General features: G+C 40.2%; 17 protein-coding genes. 7 read left to right on the top strand and 10 right to left on the bottom strand.

Annotation, left to right across the window (positions count from 1 at the left end):
• Positions 1 to 39 precede the first annotated feature (39 nt).
• The gene (gene ychF, locus PL_RS10415; protein WP_041882906.1) at positions 40 to 1,134 is read right to left on the bottom strand and encodes a redox-regulated ATPase YchF; all 1,095 of its coding nucleotides are present in this window, start codon (positions 1,132 to 1,134) and stop codon (positions 40 to 42) included.
• 131 nt (positions 1,135 to 1,265) lie between these two features.
• Here ychF and PL_RS10410 point away from each other — a divergent pair, with 131 nt between their 5' ends.
• Positions 1,266 to 1,748, top strand: a complete 483-nt coding sequence (locus PL_RS10410; protein WP_041882905.1) for a DUF5362 family protein — start codon at positions 1,266 to 1,268, stop codon at positions 1,746 to 1,748.
• 27 nt (positions 1,749 to 1,775) lie between these two features.
• Here PL_RS10410 and PL_RS10405 read toward each other — a convergent pair whose 3' ends face one another.
• The 7 genes from PL_RS10405 to tatA all read right to left on the bottom strand — a co-directional run bounded on the left by PL_RS10405 (position 1,776) and on the right by tatA (position 10,617).
• Complete coding sequence (locus PL_RS10405) at positions 1,776 to 2,462, bottom strand: YgaP-like transmembrane domain (RefSeq protein ID WP_041882903.1); 687 nt, start codon at positions 2,460 to 2,462, stop codon at positions 1,776 to 1,778.
• A gap of 242 nt (positions 2,463 to 2,704) precedes the next feature.
• Positions 2,705 to 5,854 (bottom strand): efflux RND transporter permease subunit, encoded by a 3,150-nt coding sequence (locus tag PL_RS10400; RefSeq protein ID WP_348621618.1) that lies wholly within the window; start codon positions 5,852 to 5,854, stop codon positions 2,705 to 2,707.
• Between the two features lie 30 nt (positions 5,855 to 5,884).
• Positions 5,885 to 6,988 (bottom strand): efflux RND transporter periplasmic adaptor subunit, encoded by a 1,104-nt coding sequence (locus PL_RS10395; protein WP_348621616.1) that lies wholly within the window; start codon positions 6,986 to 6,988, stop codon positions 5,885 to 5,887.
• A gap of 7 nt (positions 6,989 to 6,995) precedes the next feature.
• Positions 6,996 to 8,285 carry a TolC family protein gene (locus PL_RS10390; RefSeq protein ID WP_041878944.1) on the bottom strand — a complete coding sequence of 430 codons (1,290 nt, stop codon included), beginning with the start codon at positions 8,283 to 8,285 and terminating at the stop codon, positions 6,996 to 6,998.
• Between the two features lie 69 nt (positions 8,286 to 8,354).
• Positions 8,355 to 9,719 (bottom strand): sensor histidine kinase, encoded by a 1,365-nt coding sequence (locus tag PL_RS10385; protein ID WP_041878941.1) that lies wholly within the window; start codon positions 9,717 to 9,719, stop codon positions 8,355 to 8,357.
• A gap of 8 nt (positions 9,720 to 9,727) precedes the next feature.
• Positions 9,728 to 10,459 carry a response regulator transcription factor gene (locus tag PL_RS10380; RefSeq protein WP_316933251.1) on the bottom strand — a complete coding sequence of 244 codons (732 nt, stop codon included), beginning with the start codon at positions 10,457 to 10,459 and terminating at the stop codon, positions 9,728 to 9,730.
• Positions 10,456 to 10,617: a twin-arginine translocase TatA/TatE family subunit gene (gene tatA, locus PL_RS10375; RefSeq protein ID WP_082035835.1), complete on the bottom strand. Its 162-nt coding sequence runs from the start codon at positions 10,615 to 10,617 to the stop codon at positions 10,456 to 10,458. The genes PL_RS10380 and tatA overlap by 4 nt, the downstream gene beginning before the upstream one ends.
• Before the next feature lie 323 nt (positions 10,618 to 10,940).
• Here tatA and PL_RS10370 point away from each other — a divergent pair, with 323 nt between their 5' ends.
• Positions 10,941 to 11,387: a KTSC domain-containing protein gene (locus PL_RS10370; RefSeq protein WP_041878956.1), complete on the top strand. Its 447-nt coding sequence runs from the start codon at positions 10,941 to 10,943 to the stop codon at positions 11,385 to 11,387.
• 163 nt (positions 11,388 to 11,550) lie between these two features.
• Complete coding sequence (locus PL_RS10365) at positions 11,551 to 12,162, top strand: alpha-ketoglutarate-dependent dioxygenase AlkB family protein (protein ID WP_041878931.1); 612 nt, start codon at positions 11,551 to 11,553, stop codon at positions 12,160 to 12,162.
• On the opposite strand, the gene PL_RS10360 is transcribed toward PL_RS10365, so the two are convergent.
• Positions 12,163 to 12,756: an RbsD/FucU domain-containing protein gene (locus PL_RS10360; protein WP_082035834.1), complete on the bottom strand. Its 594-nt coding sequence runs from the start codon at positions 12,754 to 12,756 to the stop codon at positions 12,163 to 12,165.
• Positions 12,753 to 15,473, bottom strand: coding sequence for a GH116 family glycosyl hydrolase (locus tag PL_RS10355; RefSeq protein ID WP_052496090.1), 2,721 nt, complete (start codon positions 15,471 to 15,473; stop codon positions 12,753 to 12,755). Before PL_RS10355 ends, PL_RS10360 begins: the two co-directional genes overlap by 4 nt.
• Before the next feature lie 190 nt (positions 15,474 to 15,663).
• Between PL_RS10355 and PL_RS10350 the strand changes: the two genes are divergently transcribed.
• From PL_RS10350 to PL_RS10335, 4 genes are all read left to right on the top strand, one after another.
• A complete protein-coding gene (locus tag PL_RS10350) occupies positions 15,664 to 16,266 on the top strand; it encodes a TetR/AcrR family transcriptional regulator (protein WP_041878929.1) in 603 nt (200 codons plus the stop codon).
• 72 nt (positions 16,267 to 16,338) lie between these two features.
• Positions 16,339 to 16,776: a DoxX family protein gene (locus tag PL_RS10345; protein WP_041878926.1), complete on the top strand. Its 438-nt coding sequence runs from the start codon at positions 16,339 to 16,341 to the stop codon at positions 16,774 to 16,776.
• A gap of 56 nt (positions 16,777 to 16,832) precedes the next feature.
• Positions 16,833 to 17,435: a hypothetical protein gene (locus PL_RS10340; protein ID WP_041878923.1), complete on the top strand. Its 603-nt coding sequence runs from the start codon at positions 16,833 to 16,835 to the stop codon at positions 17,433 to 17,435.
• Positions 17,436 to 17,520: 85 nt separating this feature from the next.
• The gene (locus PL_RS10335; protein WP_041878920.1) at positions 17,521 to 19,962 is read left to right on the top strand and encodes a PIG-L family deacetylase; all 2,442 of its coding nucleotides are present in this window, start codon (positions 17,521 to 17,523) and stop codon (positions 19,960 to 19,962) included.
• The last annotated feature ends 100 nt before the right edge of the window (positions 19,963 to 20,062 follow it).

Raw genomic sequence — 20,062 nt, 5'->3', positions numbered from 1 at the left:
CAGGGCTTATCCGTAAGGATAAGCCAGCTGCTTTTATAATTATACGTTGAAACGGAAGTGCATAATATCACCATCTTCAACGATGTATGCTTTACCTTCAACACCAAGTTTTCCAGCTTCTTTACAAGCGTTTTCTGAACCCAGTGTGATGAAGTCATTATATTTAATAACCTCTGCACGGATAAAACCTTTTTCAAAGTCTGTGTGGATTACACCAGCTGCCTGAGGCGCGGTAAAACCTTTAGTAATTGTCCATGCTCTGACTTCCTGTACACCTGAAGTGAAATAAGTATATAAGTTCAGTAAACGGTAAGCTGCTACAATCAGTTTATTTACACCAGACTCAGTCAATCCCAGATCTGAAAGGAATTCCTGACGCTCTTCATAGCTTTCCAGCTCAGCGATTTCAGATTCAATTTTAGCCGAGATAATTAGTACTTCTGCATTTTCACCCTTAACGTTTTCCTTAACCAGGTCAACATAAGCGTTTCCGTTAATTACAGAGTTTTCATCTACATTACAAACGTACATTACCGGCTTCTGTGTTAACAGGCCTAAATCCTGGATGAAATCAAAGTCTTCTGCAGTCAAAGCTGCCGAACGAACAGATTTTCCACTTTCCAGATGAGGTTTGATCACGCTTAGAATTTCGAAAGTCTTTTTTGCGTCTTTATCTGTTTTTGCCAGTTTCTCCACTTTCTGAATCCGTTTTTCAACAGTATCCAAATCCTTAAGCTGTAATTCAGTATCGATAATTTCTTTATCACGGATCGGATCAACAGAACCATCCACATGGATTACGTTTCCATCGTCAAAACAACGAAGAACATGGATGATTGCATTTGTTGCCCGGATATTTCCCAAAAACTGGTTTCCTAATCCTTCACCTTTTGATGCACCTTTTACCAAACCAGCGATGTCAACAATTTCAATTGTATTCGGAACTACGCGATTTGGTTTTACCAGCTCTGCAAGCTTGGTTAAACGTTCATCAGGAACCGTAATTATACCTACATTAGGTTCGATTGTACAGAAAGGAAAATTTGCAGCCTGAGCTTTTGCGTTTGATAAACAGTTAAATAAGGTAGATTTTCCAACATTTGGTAAACCAACTATCCCACATTGTAATGCCATGAATGATTTTTTTCTTGATTTGGCGCAAAGGTATCAATTTTTTTAAATCCATCCCGCAATAAACTTGCGGCACGCCCAAATATTCTTTATGTTTAAAAAATTAAAAACATTTTTTGATTCATTAAAAGATCATGGACAACTTTGAAGAAATAAAACCTGAATTACAGGAGGATGCGGAGGTAGATGCATTGTGGATTACAGAAGATATACGCAGTTATATCTATGATGCGGCGAAATGGACCAGATTTCTATCAATTGTAGGATTTGTATTTACGGCCATGTTTGTAATGTCTGCCTTCAGTGTAGGTGCAATTTATTCTACACTAAGCGCATCTATGCCAGGCAATCCCCTGTTGAAATTAGGGCCTGCAGTGCTTACTGTTTTTTACCTGCTGATTGGATTATTTCAGTTCTATCCAAGCTTCCTGTTATATAAATTTTCGGCTTCGGCCACCAAGGCTGTTTTATATGCGGATCAGCCAAGTCTTGGTGAGGCTATCAGCAAGCTGAAATCATTTTTCAAATTCTGGGGCGTACTGACTATTGTACTTATCGCACTTTATGTACTGATGATCATAATGGTCGTAGCTTTTGCCGGACAGGGTGCAGCTTAATCTTTAATAAATTACCTGTATATTAAGCTATACAGGTAATTCTATCTGGTGTTTAAAGGTTTTGATTTCTTTGGTTAGCAAATGCTCAAAATAAGGATTTAATAACCTGGCAACGCCTATCCCAACGCCTCCTGCTGGTGGATGATAAGAAATTACAATCTTAAGGATCGTACCCGTCCCGTCAGGTGTTTCATCAAATTCTACTTTTCCTACATGTCGCAATACAGAATCTGTAGTTGATTTCCAGCCAATGAGATGTCCGGGTTCATCTTTTACAATTTCTGCCTTCCAGTCTACCGGAATTAAATTTCCCAGCACCTTGCTCTTCCAAAGGGACAAATTTTCATCAATCATTTTAACATCCATCAGGTGACTTAAACTCCCTGGCAGATTATTCAGATTACGCCAGTGGTTATAAACCTCACCGGCTGGTCTGTCAATTACAAATTCACCACGGACATTAATCGCCTGTGGCCGTCTGGCGTCGATACCTAACTGCTCATAGAACAGACAATGTCCGGTAAAACCCCGGTAAGTAAGATATGCACCGTATAAAAGTCTTGGCTTAAATGGATTTCCAAGACCTCTGCTTAATAATAGCGCCCCGGCAAATACAGAGACAAAACGCTCTGTCAAACCTACATTTGAATATTGATGTTTCTCAATAGAGAATTTGCCTGAACGTAACTTTAAATGTGTCTTGTGAGTTTCCATAATTTAAAATTATAATCCCGTTTAGAATTCTGCTGTTTCTTTTAAACAGGCTTTGTATAGTTAACAGTTCAAAGACGGGACTGTTTCATAAAAGGTATTTAAATTTAAAAAGGGGTATCCGCTTTCGCGGCACCCCTTTAAAGTGTTTGCTAAATTAAGCTTCAAGAAGCTGCCACTTCTTTAACCAGATGCAAACACAACCCTAACCAACTGAAAAAAGCTCTTTTTCACTTCATATGTTTTTAATGATGGGCAACTCCGGCAGTATCCCTGGTTTCAGTCAGGTGTCTCGCTTTTTTATGATAAGCCCAGAAAAATACAATCGGATATACAAATAAACTGAATAAGGTATTGGTGATTAACCCTCCGATAACTACAATCGCTAAAGGTTTTGAAGCTTCTGAACCAATGCCGGTTGATAAGGCAGCAGGCATCAGACCGATAGCGGCCATCATAGCTGTCATGATTACCGGCCGCAGTCTGGTCGCAATCCCATCTCTTAAGGCATCTGCAAAGGTCCAGGTTGGATGGTATTTCAGCTCGGCTATATTTGACTTGAACTTGGTCAGTAAAATCACTCCGTTCTGTACACATATACCAAATAATGCTATGAAACCTATACCTGCAGAGATATTAAAGTTGACTCCGGAAGCAAGCAGGGCTAAAACACCACCAACCATTGCAAATGGTACGTTGTTTAATACCAGCAGTGAATCTTTGATGTTTCCGAACAGGACGAACAGGATAAAGAAAATCAGCAGTAAACTGATTGGCACTGCCTGTGATAACCTTGCTGTTGCACGCTGCTGATTTTCGAAATCACCTGCCCATTGTAATTTATAGGCTTTAGGTAGTTTGATCGCAGCATTTACTTTAGCCTGTGCTTCGGCAATGGTACTTCCCATATCTCTGCCACGAATAGAGAATTTGATTGCACCATATCTTTCATGTTTATCACGATAGATAATACTAGGTCCGGTTACTTTTTTAATAGTTGAAATCTCACTCAATGGTACTTTTGCACCAGAAAGACTTTGTATCCTCAGATTACCGATAGATTCTTCATTTTGTCTGAAAGAATCCGGATATCTGATTCTCAGGGCAAATTTACGTTCACCTTCATAAATCTGGGTTGCTGCTTTTCCACCAATGGCCATTTCAATTACTGCATTGGCATCTTCAGTTCTGACGCCGTACAGAGCCATTTTAGTCTGGTCCAGGTTAATCTGTAATTCAGGCTGTCCAAGGTTTCTCAGAATACCTAAATCTTCAATTCCTTTCACTGATTTCAGAATATTCTCGATCTTTTCTTCCTGTTTTTCAATAAAACCGAAATCATTTCCGAACATCTTTACTACAATAGATCCTTTTACCCCTGATACTGCTTCTTCCACGTTATCAGATATAGGCTGGGAGAAGTTGAGACTGATACCCGGATAACCCTTTAATCTGTCCTGCATACGCTCAATGAGCTGTTCTTTACTCTCATGACGTTTCCACTCATCTTTAGGATAAATATCTACCAGGAACTCCATATTGTAAAATCCTGTAGCGTCGGTACCATCATTAGGTCTTCCGGTTTGGGAAACCACCTGTTTAACCTCATCAAAATGAAGGAAGATTTTACGGATCTCGTTGGAGAGTTTCTTGGTTTCATCTAATGAAATACTTAATGGTGCACTTGCTCTTACATAAATGGAACCTTCATCAAGTGACGGCAGGAATTCTGTACCTAAAAATTTAAAACAGAAAAGACCCATTACAAGCACAACAAGTGATATCCCAAAAACCATTTTCCTCACCTTGAAACAGGCATTATAGAACCTCAACGTTCCATTGGTAATTGCCCTGAGAAAGAAATTATGTTTTTCTTTTACATCTTTTTTCAGCAGTACACTTGCCAGAGCGGGAACCAGTGTGAAAGTCAGTATTAATGCACCCAGTAAGGCAAAACTCAGAGTCCATGCCAGCGGAGAGAACATTTTTCCTTCTACTTTCTCAAAAGTGAAAATAGGCAGTAAACCAGTAATGATAATCAGCTTGGCAAAAAAGATCCCTTTACCGTTTTCCAGACAGGCTCTTTTAATAATACCCAGTTTACTCAGACCATTGAATTTCTGCATTCCGGTAGCCTGTGCACGGTGATCCAGCGCAACAAATATACCTTCGACCATCACGACGGCCCCGTCTATGATGATACCAAAGTCAATCGCCCCCATCGACAACAGGTTGGCAGACATGCCTTTTAATTTCAAACAGATAAAAGCGAATAACAGTGCCAGCGGAATAATGATAGACACAATCAGTGTTGTCCGCCAGTCTGCCATAAACAGGAACACAATAACCGTAACGAAGATAATTCCCTCCATCATATTGTGCATTACTGTATGGATGGCAAAGTTGACCAGGTTCTCTCTGTCATAGAAAGTATTGATCTTTACATCACCCGGAAGAATGTTTTCGTTGATATCTTTAATCTTCTCTTTTAAACGGGTCAGTACTTCACTTGGATTTTCTCCCTTACGCATCACTACAATCCCTTCAACGACATCAGGATCATTATCCCTGCCTACCTGACCTAATCTGGGTAAAGCACTCTCTGAAACGTCTGCTATAGTTTTTACGTAAACTGGGGTACCGTTTACATTATCAACAATAACATTGTTGATCTCGTCAATGTTATTCAGCACACCGATTCCGCGTACTACATAAGCCTGGCCACCCTGATTAATCACATCACCGCCAACGTTAATATTACTTTTGGAAACTGCCTCAAAAAGTTCAGCTGCAGTAACTCCGTACTGAATGGATTTCTGCGGATCTACAGTAATCTGATAGGTTTTTACTTCCCCGCCAAAACTTACTACATCGGCAATGCCAGGCACAGAAAGTAACTCTCTCTGCACTACCCAGTCCTGTAATGTTTTTAATTCCCGGATTGATTTTTTGTCGCTTTTTAAAGTATAGCGGAAAATCTCACCGGTTGGCCCGTAAGGAGGCTGAACCTCAGGTTCTATACCTGAAGGAAGATCTGCTTCTGCTATATGGTTATTCACCTGTACCCTGGCAAAGGCATAATCTACGTCATCTTCAAAAGTGATTTTTACGATAGATAAACCGAACAGGGAAGAAGAACGTATACTGGTTCTTTTTTCTGTAGGATTCATGGCTATCTCCAGAGGTCTGGTCACAAATTTTTCTACTTCTTCGGCACTACGGCCCGGCCATTGGGTAATGATCGTAACATTGGTATTGGTTACATCCGGAAACGCCTCGATGGTTGTGTGCTTAAAGCTCAGGTAACCAGCCAGGATCATCACCAGGGTAGCAAAGAAAATGAAGATCTTGTTTTTTAGGGAAAAACCTATGATCGTCTTAATGAATTTATTCATTATAGTGGATTTTTATCTGGTGTAAGAAAATTAGTCTTTAAGGCTCTCGTAAAGAAAGACCTGTTTGGAAGCAACTATACGGTCACCTGGTTGCAGTCCTTTACTGATATAGGCCTTATCGCCCGATTTTCTCCCTATTTCTACTTCCTGTATGCGTACCTTTTTTACTTTATCCAGTACCAGCACATAATTCTTATTCTCGTCAAAAATGATATTGTTTGCATTGATAGAAGGCAGACTGTGATCGGATTTTGAAATCAGATCTACTGTAGCCATCATACCCGGTTTTAACAAAAAATCCGGGTTGGGAATACTCACTCTGGCGTGCATTACCTTGCTGTCCGGATCGAGTATATTATAGATTTTATCAACCTTGCCGGTAAAAATCTTATCCGGATAGGAGAGGATAGATATTTTAACAGGATCGCCTTGTTTGACACTTGCGATATCAGATTCATAAATGTTGATCATGCCCCATACGGTTGATAAATCAGCTACAGTAAAAAGACTCTGACTATTGTCTGGCCTGATCTGGGTATTACTGTTTACATTTTTCTCAATGACAAAACCTGAGATAGGTGATTTCATGGTGTAAGTTCCATTAGGACTGCCACCATTTAAATTCAGAACGGCTTTACTGCGTTTAGCTTCGGCTTGTTTAATCAGGTAATTGTTTTTGGCTTCTTCTACATCCCTGGCTGATGAAAGACCACTTTTATACAGATCTTCAGCAAGTTTCATGCTTCTGGCAGCATTTCTGAGTTCGGCAGATGAGCTGATTGCTTCTTTATCAAATCCTGCCATTTCAGCACTACCCATAGTGGCCAGTACCTGTCCTTTAGTTACCCGGTCACCCAGTTTTACCTGAACGGAACGGACATTTCCACTCACCATAGGGAATATTTTGGCTGTGGTTTCATCATTTGGAGCTATCTTGGCAGAGAAGCTCAGGTCTGACTCATTGTTCGGATTTCTGACTGTATCTATCAGCAATTTGCTGATCAGAGAATCTGTAACAGCGAATTTTTCATCTTTAGGCGGTTCTTTAACGTGTTCAGTACAGCTTTGTAATAATACAAAAGCGGTGAGTACGCCAATGGTAAGCCTGCTGAATTGTTTGATTTGGGTTTGCATGTGTGTATTATTTGAAAATTGTAGTACCGGTTACATAATTGATTTCTTCTTTCGCATTCATCCGCTGATATTTCAGATCGTTCATTTGCAGTGTGTTTTGTTTGTAAGAATCATAGAAGTCCATGAATTCTACCAGACTCAGATTTCTGCTTTTGAAATTCTTCATAACTTCTCCAATCAGTTTGTCAAAATCACTGCTGAAGTTTTTATCGAAACCTTTATACAGGCCTTCTGTTCTTAATGCTGATTTGTAACTATTAAAAACTTCATTCTGTAAGGTTGATTCCTGCTGGTTAAGCTGGTTTTTCCCGGCATCAATAGCAATCTTTGCTTTTTTAATTTCTCCCTGATTTCTGTTAAATAAAGGAAGGGGAATATGCATACCCAGTCCTACATAGTCATTCGGATAACTTCCCTGTAAGTCGTAGGTAACGGAAAACTGCACATCCGGTACTGCATTGGCTTTTTGTACACGCAGTGCTTTTTCTGCATAGGTAATTCCTGTTTGTGTCAGTTTCAGATCTGCACGGTTGTTACGGGCAGAATCCAGCAGATTAGTATAAACTGCTTTATCCAGCTGGTAAGCCTGTTCTTCTGCAGGGTCCATAACCAGGGCAAGATTGGCATCTGGTTTTATATTGGTCATGAGCTTCAGCTCCGTCTCCATATCTTCAATACTGTTTTCCAGATTATTGTACTCTGTCTGTAAACTATACACCAGAGACTTAATCCTGATCACATCTTTGGTTGCCAGGTTTCCTATTTTGTATTGCTGTTCTGAAGCTGAAAGCAGTTTTTGCAGGGAATTAATCTGCTGCTGATATAATTTAGCGGATTGCTGTGCGTAATAGGTTTTATAAAAATTAGAACGCAGGTTAAATCTTAAAGTGCGCATCAGATCAAAATATTGATATTCCGCTAACTGTACGCCTGTTCTGGCCAGCTGAATATTTTTGTTTCTTTTGCCTGCAAGTTTAATCAGTTGGGAAATAGAGGCCTGATATTCTCCATTGGTTCTGGACGTTTCGAAAAACCTTTTGGTTTTGGAGTTATACAACTGGGTTTCGACATTCAGTTCAGGATTGTCAAATAATTTGGCAGTAATAATTTCGGCTTTGGCCTGATCGGTCTGGTAATTCTGAGCGATTAACTGATAGTTATTCTGGATAAATAATTTTTCTGCCTGAGGCAGGCTCAGTTGCAGGGTGTCAGTGGCCTGAGCTGCTGCTTTTCCGGATATGCCTAGCAGAGCGAAGCCGAAGATTAACAGTTGATATTTCAGGAAGTTAGATGTCATTTGCTTAATATTTGAAACAAATCTAATTTCGAGAAATTAAAGGTGAATTAAAGGGGTATTAAAAACTGATTAAAATGAATAGAATTCTATACGGAAAGTGGTTCCATTGCCATTAGATGACGTTACGGTGATCTTTCCGTTAAACAGCGTGATAATTTTATGCGCCATATACAAACCCATTCCGTTACCCGCATGTTCTGTCTTATGAGAAGAGCTGTAAAAGGGTTTGAAAATTTCTTTTAGTTTATCTTCCGGAATACCAATTCCCAGGTCACTGATGGTTATAACTATCCCGGCTGGAACGATCTCCAGGGTACAGTTAACAGGTTGATCGTCTGAGAATTTAAATCCGTTACTGATGATGTTATCCAGTGCAATCTGCAACAGGGTAGGGTTTGCATTAATGATTAAGGCTGCATCATCGGTCATGGGCAGATTTTTCATATCTACCAGCAGCTGATTTGGGCCTTTTCGCTGATTCCATTCTGTCTGTAACTGCCAGATCAGTTCATCAACACGTATTTGTGTAGCTAGTGAAGAACTATATTCGAGATCAGCCTGTGCCAGATTAAAAAGTGCAGAAATGATGTTTTCGAGCTTTTCAGCATCTTCGAGTACGGATTGAAGTGCTTTTTCGTAATCTTGTTTCTGGCGATCTTTGGAAAGGGCAATTTCTGTTCCGATAATCATCCTGGTTACCGGGGTTCTCAGTTCATGTGAGGCATTGGCAACAAAGGTTTTCTGTAAAATAAAGGAATGCTCCAGATGTTCCATGAGATTGTTGAAGTTCTGTGCAAGTAAAGTAATCTCGTCTTTATTGGTGCCCTCTTCTACTCTGAAATGGAGATTGTTCGATTTGATGAGTTTGACCTGATCTATAAAAACATCGAGCGGAGATAATATTCTTTTGGCAATCCATCTGCCGGAAAGTAAAAGACCCAGAAAGATGACAATAAATACGCCAATCATCACTTTTAATAATTTCTGTATTCTGACCGCTGTACTTTGATCTATGGCTGATGCGAGAATGACAAAATCACCCTGATTATCTTTGTAAAAGATTCCTACTACCTGTCTTTCTCCTTCTTTGAAACGGATTTTGCCCATCTCTCTAACTTTATCAATAGTCTCACTGCTCCAGAATTGCTGGTCATCACCTATAAAGGCAGCACTGTTACGGTCATTGTAAATACGGATTACCTCGCCATTCAGTCTTTCCAGATATTCTGTTCTTACTTTATTCAGAGCTTCATCTGAGATCTCATCTGCTTTAAGGTATAATTTGGCCGTTACCATAGTACGATCTGTCAGACGTTCAAAAAACTCAGACTCCATAACCTTCTTAAAGGTGAAGTAAGTTACAGACAGGACGCATAACAGCGTAATGGTACTGATCAGCGTAAAGTATAAAGCCAGACGGTCTTTGATCTTCATCGCCGTGCTTATTTCATGATATAGCCCATACCTATTTTAGTATGGATTATTTTTCTGTCAAATCCTTTTTCAATTTTGTTACGCAAAAAGTTTACGTAAACATCAATTACATTGGTTCCGGTATCGAAACTTATGTCCCAGGCATTTTCAGCAATGTACTGTCTTGATAAAAGACGGTTTGGGTTTTTAAGAAATAATTCGAGCAGGGTGAATTCTTTTGCAGTCAGTGTAATATCTCTGCCGGCACGGTGAACAGTTTTGGAATAGGTGTCCATTACGATATCTTCAAAGGTAAGAGTGTGTTTCAGCTGACTCTGAACGGTTTGCTGTCTCCTTAACATAGCCTCAATCCGGGCCAGTAATTCTTTGAAGTGAAAGGGTTTGACCAGGTAGTCATCAGCACCGGAGTTTAACCCGAGTACTTTATCATCAATTGAACCTAATGCGGTTAACATCAGAATAGGGATTTCTTTATTACTTTGTCTGATTTGCCGGCATAATTCAATACCATTCATTCCGGGCATCATAACATCGAGAATCAGCAGGTCAAATTTTTCTTCCTGAAAGGTGAAAAGGGCCATTATCCCATCAGGAATGGTAGTGACGTTATAATTATGCTCTTCCAGTCCTGTCTTTACCAGGCTGGCTATTTTTACGTCATCTTCTGCTAATCCGATATTAAACATTTGTTGCTCAGAGTTGGTTGAGCCACAAAGGTAATTATCTTGATCCAAACTCATTCATTTCCTTTTTGTCCGTCTTTGAACTCTTTTACGCCCTGGCCCAGGCCCTTCATCAGTTCAGGGATTTTTTTACCTCCAAAAAGCAGGAGAACAACAACCAGGATAACAAGGATTTCTGGTGTGCCCAGTGCAGCTAAAATAGTAGATTGAAGCATGATTTTTAAGATTAATGTTGATAAAGGCCTGCTCAGGGGGGCTATTTTGACCTAAGCAGGCCCGGGTGTGTTTTGTTGGGAGGTAAAAGTAAAACGAGGTAATTAAACTCTGATTAAAAGGAGATTAAAACGGAGTTAAAATATTAAGGCCCTGTCATAAGGCTTAAATAAGCAGGTTTTTTATTATTAATTTAATGATAATCAAAGCTTAATCTTTCTTTCGGATATTAAATTGTACCTTTGCAAAATTGTTGGCCACTTTGATGGGTTGATCCTGAAATTCAGCTTGTTAAATGCACACAATAATTGCATTAAAAATATTTATGAAGAAGATTGTCGATTACAGAAAATTGTTAGGTGTTCAGAAAGATGCCGAGCTGAAAGAGCTTAAATCAATTTACAGAAATTTAATGAAGGAATATCATCCGGATAAATTTCAGGAAAGTGATGAAGCTAAATTAGCTGCTGAAACAAAAAGTAAAGAAATTATTGAAGCTTATCATTTTCTGGTTAGCATTGCTCCTGAAACACTTGCAGGCTCAATTGAAGAATATACTAATACAATCACTTCATGTGGTATTGCTGATTACAACTGGGCTGGGCTGGTACTGACCGTTCATTTCCTTGATGGTAGCGGATATGAGTACTTTGAAGTTCCAAGAGCAATTTATGTAAAACTGGTTAATGCAGATTCTCCGGGTAGATTTGCACGTCGTCATATCTTCAATTCTTTTCCTTACAGAAATATAGTAAAATTAGAAACTGCTTAGTTTTTTGATTTAGCGAATAATTATACTTACAGGTCTTGTGTTTTATAAATTCTATAAAACACAAGACCTGTTTTTTTTTTGAGCTTTTTTCAACAATATCAGTTTGATAATTGTTCAGTAAAAAAGACGTTATTTGATTCTGCAAAGAAGCTCAAAATATATTATGCAACATCTGATTGATGCAGCTCATCCCAATCTCCTGCCAGCACATGGTGAGGCAGTGTTGTTCCCTGATTTCTTTACTCCCCGGGAGAGTGATATCTACTTTGACTATTTCAAAAACGATGTTTCCTGGAAGCAGGAACCTGTTGTGCTGTTTGGTAAAAAGAGAATGCAGCCTCGTTTAACTGCCCTGTATGGTGATATAAACGGAGAATACAGCTATTCGGGTCTGACGATGGGAGTTAATGACTGGACATCGCCAATGGCAGAGATTAAGGAAAAGCTGGAAAAGAGATTTGAGACTTCATTCAATAGTTGTCTGTTTAATTATTACCGTGATGGAAAAGATTATATGGGCTGGCACAGGGATAATGAACACGCATTAGGTGAATATCCGCTTATCGTTTCTGTCAGTTTTGGTTCAACAAGAATTTTTCAATTCAGAGATTATAAAGAGAAGATGCCAGTTATCTCTTTAGAACTTGATCATGGAAGTGTATTGCTCATGAAAAGGCAGACGCAGGAATACTGGGAACACCGGCTTCCAAAAACGACACTTCCTGTAGGTCCGAGAATTAATCTGACATTCAGGTTGCTGCTGCATAAGGGATAATTATTTCATACGCTCACGTAAATCCTTTTCTCTGGTACTATCCCAGTAGCCGCAATCCAGTTGCAGCAGCACAGAAGTGTAAGGAATAGTCTCATTGGTTTTAATCACAAGCACTTTAAATAGTTTAGCTTCTGCATCCAGTTTTTTAAATACCTCTTCATGCAGCAGACTCTGTACCTGCTGCTGTCCAAAAATCACCTTTGATTCCTGTAGAAATTCTTTGACTCCTTTTGCCTGATCTTCACTGATATAGTTTAGCTCTTTGTCCCGATAGATTATAGGTTTTATATGGGCAGATTGATGGAGTTTATTCAGTACTTGTTTTAATACAGGTAATAAAGGCTCATCGACATAGAGATAATCCATACCTGCTGCATTTTGTTCAGGAAAGGCTTTATCCACAATAAGTATCCAGTTCCGATGTCCTAACAGCGGCAGTCTGGCATCAAGTTTCTGCTGCCAGTTTCTGTCGGTTTTTATCGCTGTAGCAGCCGTTTTCTGATTTTCGGTTTCGTTGCAGGCGGTTAATATCATTATCCCGCTGATTCCGGTAGTTAAAAAAAGCTGCTTTAAAAAGTGATTTCGGATTTTCATGAGAGGATGGTAATGATTAGGTTCTGGTCTTGCTGTATAGTTAGTTTTGGAGTGAAAACTATATTCAAAGCATTACCATTTTGTTTAAAATTATGTGGTATTGCGGTGTTGCCTAACAAAACTGAAGTAGATTTTATCTGGCCATTTTCTACCTTTTCCAAACTGAGCTGCTGTAATTGCAAATGTCCGTATTTTAGATTGAGCTGATGGACTTGTTTTAGTCCATTTTTTTGTTGCTGATAAGTTCCCCATCCGCTGGCGGAGGTAAATGGCGTTTTAAAGTTTTGTTTGTTCCACTTTGGTGCGAATCTGATATAGGCTTTTGGTCCATGATATTCGAATCCGCAGGCAGTGATAAAGGTGCCGTAGCTGGCCATCGCCCTTGCATAATGATCACTGCATTCTATTTCATTAAAAGGATTTCTTTTTGCGGCATGATAACGATCCTGGATTACGCGGGTAAGAATCAGACTTTCTTCTGTCATTCCTTCTGCCATTAAATGTGCAGCTACCTGATGCTCAAATCCACTCATACATTCGTGAAAATAACCGAGTTGCCAGCTTACATCTTCGCCAAATGGCTTAGGCTCGTTATGCGGATTGGTATTCATGACCATTCCTCCTTCACCAGCGAGCGCGTAAGGGCGACCACCGGTATGTGTTTTAATATATGGACCTACATCCATGGTAAAATTATATTTCCATAGGGCCTTAAGTGCAGCGACTGATTTTTCTTTACTGAGTATTCTGGGCAGGCCTACCTGAAATGCCCAGCTCTGACCGTAAACCTGGTCTATATGACAGGTATTATATGAACCTAATTTTCTGCGTCCCTGTATAGGGTCAGGGCGATGAATGAAATACGCTCCGTTGAAAAGTTCTTTCTCCATATTTTTGCTGCCGTTCTCCACATAATTTGCACAAATTTCAGCAAAACCAGTGTCATTCATTTCTTCGGCCATGGCTTGTGCAGCTCTTGCAGCAGCGATACATAAACCAACAATCCAGGCAATTTCTCCTTCCCAGATAGCATCGAGTGTATTTTCCATTGGCGTATCGGTCATGCCATCTCCGTTTTTATCCTGGGCAAGCATAAATTGTACTGCCTTTCTGATTCCTGGCCAGTTGTGCTGCAGAAAAGTATCATCTGCACTCATCTGGTGTTCCCGGTAAAAACGCAGGATTGTTCCTGCCTGTCCGTCAATTGCCGGATGTGTTTCGTTTTCTCCGCGGAACATAATAGCTCCGCTATCTTCTTTAAAACCAGTTCCCAGATCTACCTGCTGACGCAAACCTCTTTCCAGTTCGGGAAAAATCCGGGCTACAGCCTGTGCATATTGCCAGACATGGGTACAGGTCCCGGCACAGGCACCAACACCTTCCCAGCTCCAGAATCTTCCGTCGGCAAAACGGTAAGTATTGGCAGTAGCTAAAGTACCGATGTTTAAAAATGTCCGCTCCATAAACCAGTGTGGTAAACTGGTGTCATTCCAGGTTTTACTCCATAATTCTGTAGTATGGGTTAGCCTTTTATAATGTGTGCTCAGATATTGACTTACCTCCAGTGCATCTTTAAAACGGCTGGCGTAATAAAAACCTGCTTCTGCGTTTTTAACCAGCTTTTTTAGTCCGGGATTAGGTTGGTTAAAATGCCAGCTGACGGAATAATCACTATGAAGTGATTGACCAGGTTCAACATCCTGGCTGATTCCAATAGCACCTACCAGTTTGTCAGGAGCAGTAACCATGGCATTTTGAATTTCTGGCAGATTGAAATGTTTTTCTTCTACCGGCCATAGATTTATAGAAGCCTGAGCAGTTGCTTTGGGTTTATGGAGGGTGAAACACATGGTTCCGCTATCTGTAGTTTGCTTAAGATTGGCTGAAGCTTCAAATCTGGAAAATATACTTGTAGTCTCCGGACCGGATAAAACGGTATTGATGCGTTTACCAGTATTTTCTTTTCCGGTCAGTTTATTTGCACCGTTTTCCATCCAGCCCAGTAAAGAAATTTGAGCAGGGCTTCTGGATATATTTTTAATTTCCAGCTTTAAGATTGTAAGGGGCAAGGCAGAGTCACTGGCGTCTAAAGGAATAAAAGGAGAATAAGCTCTCAGGTGAACAATCACAGGGAAATTTTTACTGCTGTAGGTGATATCTGCGATTGGGTATGCCGGGTTAAATTCCACTTCATCCCATTGATCCTCATTCAGTTCTCTGATCAGCGTTTTTCCATTGCTGACTACTTTTATAGCAAAACCCTGTTCCAGTATCCGTTTGTTGTTTGCAATGGCAGGTTCTATATAAGCCGATCCATCTCTGGGACGTATCTTGCGGGTAGTCGTACCATCGTTCCAGCTCACGGTTTTGGGATCTATCCCTTCCTGATTTCCTTCAAATGTTTCATTGTATATCTGCCATAACCAGAGACGACCATCTCCACCCAGATATACGGTTCCGGCATGGAGCCCGCCAACCGGCATTCCGATATATTTCAGCTCGTTTCTGCTTTTAAGATAGGAAGTGACTGCGCCACGATTAAAAAGGGAGCGTATCCAGAGCGGATCGATGTTTTTCTGTTCCGGGATATTGTGCACCGGGTAGTCAAAAGCAAAAATGCTTTTAGCCCATACCGGAAATTGCAGGGCCGCAAGACCAATGGTTAAAAGTCCGGCCTTTTTTATAAAATCTCTCCGTTTGGCATTATACTGGTGCATGTCTTCTTTTTTTTAGTTAAGCTAAATAGTTTTTATAACATTCTGACCGATAGGTTAAAATCACTTAACATTATACCAAAATGGCTATATTATCATCCGATTGTTTCAGCTAAGTCAAAAATTAATCGGTAGCTCTGAATGATATGATAATAGCTTTATCTTTGCTAACACTGTTAACTAACCAAAACAAATGGGAATACTAGAGCGTAAAATGCGTCATAAAGAAGAAATCCGTACCGGAATTCTTGAAGCAGCATGGCATATGGTGGTAACTGATGGTTGGCAGTCTCTTTCTATACGGAAAATTGCTGATGCTATAGAATATAGTATTCCGGTGATTTATAATCACTTTGAAAATAAGGAAGCGATACTGCTGGAATTTTCGAAAGAAGGTTATCAGAAACTGGCTGTAGTTTTAAATAATGCAAGAAACTCAGTCGATGTACCTGTGGAGCAGCTTGAAGTTATGGCGATCGCATATTGGGACTTTGCTTTTGAAAATAAAGAATATTATCAGCTGATGTTCGGTTTGGGAATCCCTGCCTGTGAGATGGTTAATCAAAATACAGAGATTAAGGAAATGACCAGTATACTGATCTCTACTATCAGAGAAGCATTGATTCATGCGAATAACGAAGAAGCCGATTATTTTTTAAAATATCATGCCTACTGGTCTATTCTGCATGGATTGGTATCTATACAAATGATTGAAAACAGTGGTAAGACTGATGTTTTCAAAAAGATGATTCTGAAAGATGCTATAAGTGGTTTCTGCAAATCTCTGGCTTTATAAGAGCAGTGGGATTTGTTTGGAGTTCTGAGAAAAATATTACATTTACTCTGAACTTTAAAACCATATCAATAAATGAATAGATTATTCAACACCAATTACAATCACAGAGGGCTTGATTTTGTATTGCTGATTTTGCGTATTGGGATTGCAGGACTGATGCTTTTTCATGGAACAGGTAAACTTGAAATGCTGCTGGCCGGGGGTGAAATAAAGTTTATGAATTTTATGGGGCTTGGAGATACAGCGAGTCTGATTCTGGCAGTTTTTGCAGAAGTAGTCTGCTCAGTATTGGTTTTACTGGGGATTGCGGTACGTCTGGCGGTGTTGCCATTAATGATTACTATGGTAGTTGCTATTTTTCTGGTTCATGGTGCGGACGGATTAAAAGAAAAAGAACTGGCCATTCATTATTTACTGACCTATATTGTATTGCTTTTTGCCGGTGGAGGAAGATTCAGTGTGGATAGTATCATCAGCCGCAGGTCTGCCAGAGCCAGAAGAAGTTATTAAACGGGCAATAATTCCAGATTAAACCGTTATTAGGGGATAAGATTAAAGATACATATATGAAAAGGATACTATTGATTTGCCTGACGGTGATGACAGTGATGGGATGCGGGGTGAATAAACAAGCACAGCAAATCAAAGCGCTGGAGAATTGTAAATATAAAATTGTTTCGGCCGAGAATCTTTCGGTAGCGGGAGCAGATGTTAAAAAAATAGTAAACGGACGGGATATTAACCTGGCAAGTTTACCTGGTCTGGCATTCGGACTATTGAGAAGAGATGTTCCGTTTCGCGCAAGGCTGAACATGGAAATTTCTAATCCATCAGGCACGCTGGCTTCAATCAATCAGTTTGAATATAAAGTACTGATCAATAAACAGGAGCTGGCAAATGGTTTTGTCAATCAGCAGGTAAGTATCCCTTCGGGACAATCTGTTGTGGTACCCGTAGATCTGAATGTAAATGTTTACCAGTTTATATCTAACCAGAAAGTAATGTCAGAAATTTCAGATTTTCTGCGCGGTGGTGCTAATGGCGGTTCTGAAAGAAAGGGCCTGGTTACACTTAAAATCAGACCCAGCATTATGGTGGGAGGGGTACTGATTAAATATCCCGGGTTCATCAGTATTGATAAAGAAGTGAGCAGCAAAATTCTGTTATAGACAGTATTGTTACCAATATTTATTTTTAAATAAACAGATTGGGAGGGTTATTTTAATTATTTTCGACAATTGATCTAACCCAAATATGAAGTGTCGTTTATCTATTCTTTGTTTATTATCCCTTGCTCCATTTTTTAGTTATGCCCAGCAGGCAGAGCTTAATGCTGCAGAAATCAGGCAGGGATTAGCTGGTTTAAATGTTACTGGCAGTGTTTTGTACATTGCCGCACATCCTGATGATGAAAATACACGTTTACTGGCCTATCTTGCTAAAGAGAGAAAGGTACGGACGGGTTATTTATCATTAACCAGGGGCGATGGCGGACAGAATCTGATTGGTACCGAGCAAGGAGAGTTATTGGGACTGATCCGTACACAGGAACTTTTAGCCGCAAGGCGAACAGATGGTGCCGAGCAGTTTTTTACCAGGGCCAATGACTTCGGTTTTTCTAAAAACTCTGCTGAAAGTTTCAAAATATGGAATAAGGATCAAATCCTTTCTGATGTGGTTTGGGTTATCCGTAAATTTCAACCTGATATCATTATTACCCGTTTTCCTGAAGATGCACGTGCGGGACACGGGCATCATGCTGCCTCGGCAATTCTTGCCAGGGAGGCTTTTACCGCTGCTGCAGATCCTAAACGTTTTCCGGAGCAGCTTAAGCAGGTTAAAATCTGGCAGGCTAAAAGAATTGTCTGGAATACTTTCAATTTTGGCTCTACTAATACCACTGCTGATGACCAGTTGAAAATAGATGTAGGTGTTTTTAACCCTTTGCTGGGGAAAGGTTATGGAGAAATTGCAGCTGAAAGCCGTTCTAATCATAAAAGTCAGGGATTTGGTTCTGCCAAACAAAGAGGTAGTGCCATAGAATTTTTCAGTCCTGTGGGTGGACAAACTGCAAAAACAGATCTCTTTGATGGTATAAATCTGAATCTTGACAGAAATAAAGGAACAGAGAAAGCACAGCAGCTATTAAATGAAATCAATGCTGAATATGATCCCGCCGATCCTTCAAAATCTATTAATGCTTTGCTGCGTTTGAGAGAAGAGGTTAAAAATCTGCCTTTTAAACACCGGCAACTGGATGAACTGATCCTTGCCTGTGCAGGTATATGGATAGAAGCTACGGTTCCTGAGCCTTCTTATGCGATTACGGATTCTATTCCGGTTACTATTAATGCGATATCAAGAGTAAGAAAATATTTTCCGGTTAGGATTTCACTGGAAGAATTAAATCCGGATCATATTCAGGAACTGATACCTGATCGTATGGTCTCTCAGCATATAAAAATTGCGGCGCGTCAGTTTGGCCTGACACAACCTTACTGGCTGGAGAAAAAACATCCGATAGGGAGTTATATAATTGATTCTTTAGCCAATCTCAGCTTACCAGAAGCGCCTGCTCCACACGCCGGGGTATTCAGAGTGCTGTTTGGTAACCAATATATAGAAGTTACCCGTCCTCTGGTTTATAAACATACTGATCCGGTTAAAGGAGAGTTGTATCAGCCATTGGTGATCGCACCACCGGTTACTGCTACATTGGCAGACCACTCATTTGTTTTTACAAATAACCAGTCTAAAACCATAACAGTACAGCTGAAAAATTTTAAAGCACTTGCTAAAGGAATTTTGCAACCACATGTTCCTGCAGGCTGGAAGGTTTCGCCTGAAAAGGTTGATTTTAATCTTCAGCGGAAATTGGAAGAGCAGAATGTGGAGTTTGTAGTTACTCCGGGGGGGGAAATTGAAGAAGGTCAGTTTTCCCTGTCTCTGCAGGTAGATGGCAGATCTTATCAAAAAGGACTAAAAGTGATCGGATATGATCATATCCCGGTACAGACTTTATTTCCTGAGGCTGAGGCTCGCGTGGAAAGAGTTGACCTGAAGTTTGCAGGAAAGAAAATTGGTTACATTGCGGGTGCGGGAGATTTAATTCCTGAATCGCTGACACAGATCGGTTATCAGGTAACCAGGCTGAATGAAAAACAGATCATCAGCGGAGACTTGTCTGGTTATGACGCTATCATTACCGGAGTAAGGTTGTATAACATCAACGAGCAAATCAAATTGATGCAGCCTAAACTGATGGATTATGTTAAAAATGGGGGTGTTTTACTGGTGCAGTACAATGTTAACTCTCCCCTGCAACTGGCTGATATTGGCCCTTACCCTTTCCAGCTTAGCCGTGACCGTGTTACGGAAGAAGATGCTAAGGTTAATTTTCTGAACCCTGATCATCCGGTATTGAACTTCCCTAATCAGATAACAGTAAGGGACTTTGACGGCTGGATTCAGGAACGTGGTTTGTATTTTGCCACTGGTATTGATCAGCATTACGCAACTGTTTTACAGATGAATGATACGGGGGAGGCTGCGAGCAATGGTTCTTTACTGGTTACCGGTTACGGAAAAGGTAAGTTCGTTTATACTTCTCTGGCCTTTTTCAGAGAACTGCCTGCTGGTGTACCTGGTGCATACAGACTATTTGTAAACCTGATTTCGAAAAATACAGTGCACTAATGGAACCTGAAAAACCTCATACAGATTTGCCGCCTTTTGTGAAAAGCTGGAAACAGTTTTACCTGTTGCTGGCAGGCTGGCTGGTATTTCTGATCCTGTG

Source organism: Pedobacter lusitanus (assembly GCF_040026395.1).
Taxonomy (GTDB): domain Bacteria; phylum Bacteroidota; class Bacteroidia; order Sphingobacteriales; family Sphingobacteriaceae; genus Pedobacter; species Pedobacter lusitanus.
This window is presented reverse-complemented; position numbering and strand designations above follow the sequence as displayed.

What these genes read in the sequence shown, in the direction of transcription:
- ychF (WP_041882906.1), bottom strand. Translation starts at nt 1,134, where the DNA reads ATGGCATTACAATGTGGGATAGTTGGTTTACCAAATGTTGGAAAATCT.
- PL_RS10410 (WP_041882905.1), top strand. Translation starts at nt 1,266, where the DNA reads ATGGACAACTTTGAAGAAATAAAACCTGAATTACAGGAGGATGCGGAG.
- PL_RS10405 (WP_041882903.1), bottom strand. Translation starts at nt 2,462, where the DNA reads ATGGAAACTCACAAGACACATTTAAAGTTACGTTCAGGCAAATTCTCT.
- PL_RS10400 (WP_348621618.1), bottom strand. Translation starts at nt 5,854, where the DNA reads ATGAATAAATTCATTAAGACGATCATAGGTTTTTCCCTAAAAAACAAG.
- PL_RS10395 (WP_348621616.1), bottom strand. Translation starts at nt 6,988, where the DNA reads ATGCAAACCCAAATCAAACAATTCAGCAGGCTTACCATTGGCGTACTC.
- PL_RS10390 (WP_041878944.1), bottom strand. Translation starts at nt 8,285, where the DNA reads ATGACATCTAACTTCCTGAAATATCAACTGTTAATCTTCGGCTTCGCT.
- PL_RS10385 (WP_041878941.1), bottom strand. Translation starts at nt 9,719, where the DNA reads ATGAAGATCAAAGACCGTCTGGCTTTATACTTTACGCTGATCAGTACC.
- PL_RS10380 (WP_316933251.1), bottom strand. Translation starts at nt 10,459, where the DNA reads ATGAGTTTGGATCAAGATAATTACCTTTGTGGCTCAACCAACTCTGAG.
- tatA (WP_082035835.1), bottom strand. Translation starts at nt 10,617, where the DNA reads ATGCTTCAATCTACTATTTTAGCTGCACTGGGCACACCAGAAATCCTT.
- PL_RS10370 (WP_041878956.1), top strand. Translation starts at nt 10,941, where the DNA reads ATGAAGAAGATTGTCGATTACAGAAAATTGTTAGGTGTTCAGAAAGAT.
- PL_RS10365 (WP_041878931.1), top strand. Translation starts at nt 11,551, where the DNA reads ATGCAACATCTGATTGATGCAGCTCATCCCAATCTCCTGCCAGCACAT.
- PL_RS10360 (WP_082035834.1), bottom strand. Translation starts at nt 12,756, where the DNA reads ATGAAAATCCGAAATCACTTTTTAAAGCAGCTTTTTTTAACTACCGGA.
- PL_RS10355 (WP_052496090.1), bottom strand. Translation starts at nt 15,473, where the DNA reads ATGCACCAGTATAATGCCAAACGGAGAGATTTTATAAAAAAGGCCGGA.
- PL_RS10350 (WP_041878929.1), top strand. Translation starts at nt 15,664, where the DNA reads ATGGGAATACTAGAGCGTAAAATGCGTCATAAAGAAGAAATCCGTACC.
- PL_RS10345 (WP_041878926.1), top strand. Translation starts at nt 16,339, where the DNA reads ATGAATAGATTATTCAACACCAATTACAATCACAGAGGGCTTGATTTT.
- PL_RS10340 (WP_041878923.1), top strand. Translation starts at nt 16,833, where the DNA reads ATGAAAAGGATACTATTGATTTGCCTGACGGTGATGACAGTGATGGGA.
- PL_RS10335 (WP_041878920.1), top strand. Translation starts at nt 17,521, where the DNA reads ATGAAGTGTCGTTTATCTATTCTTTGTTTATTATCCCTTGCTCCATTT.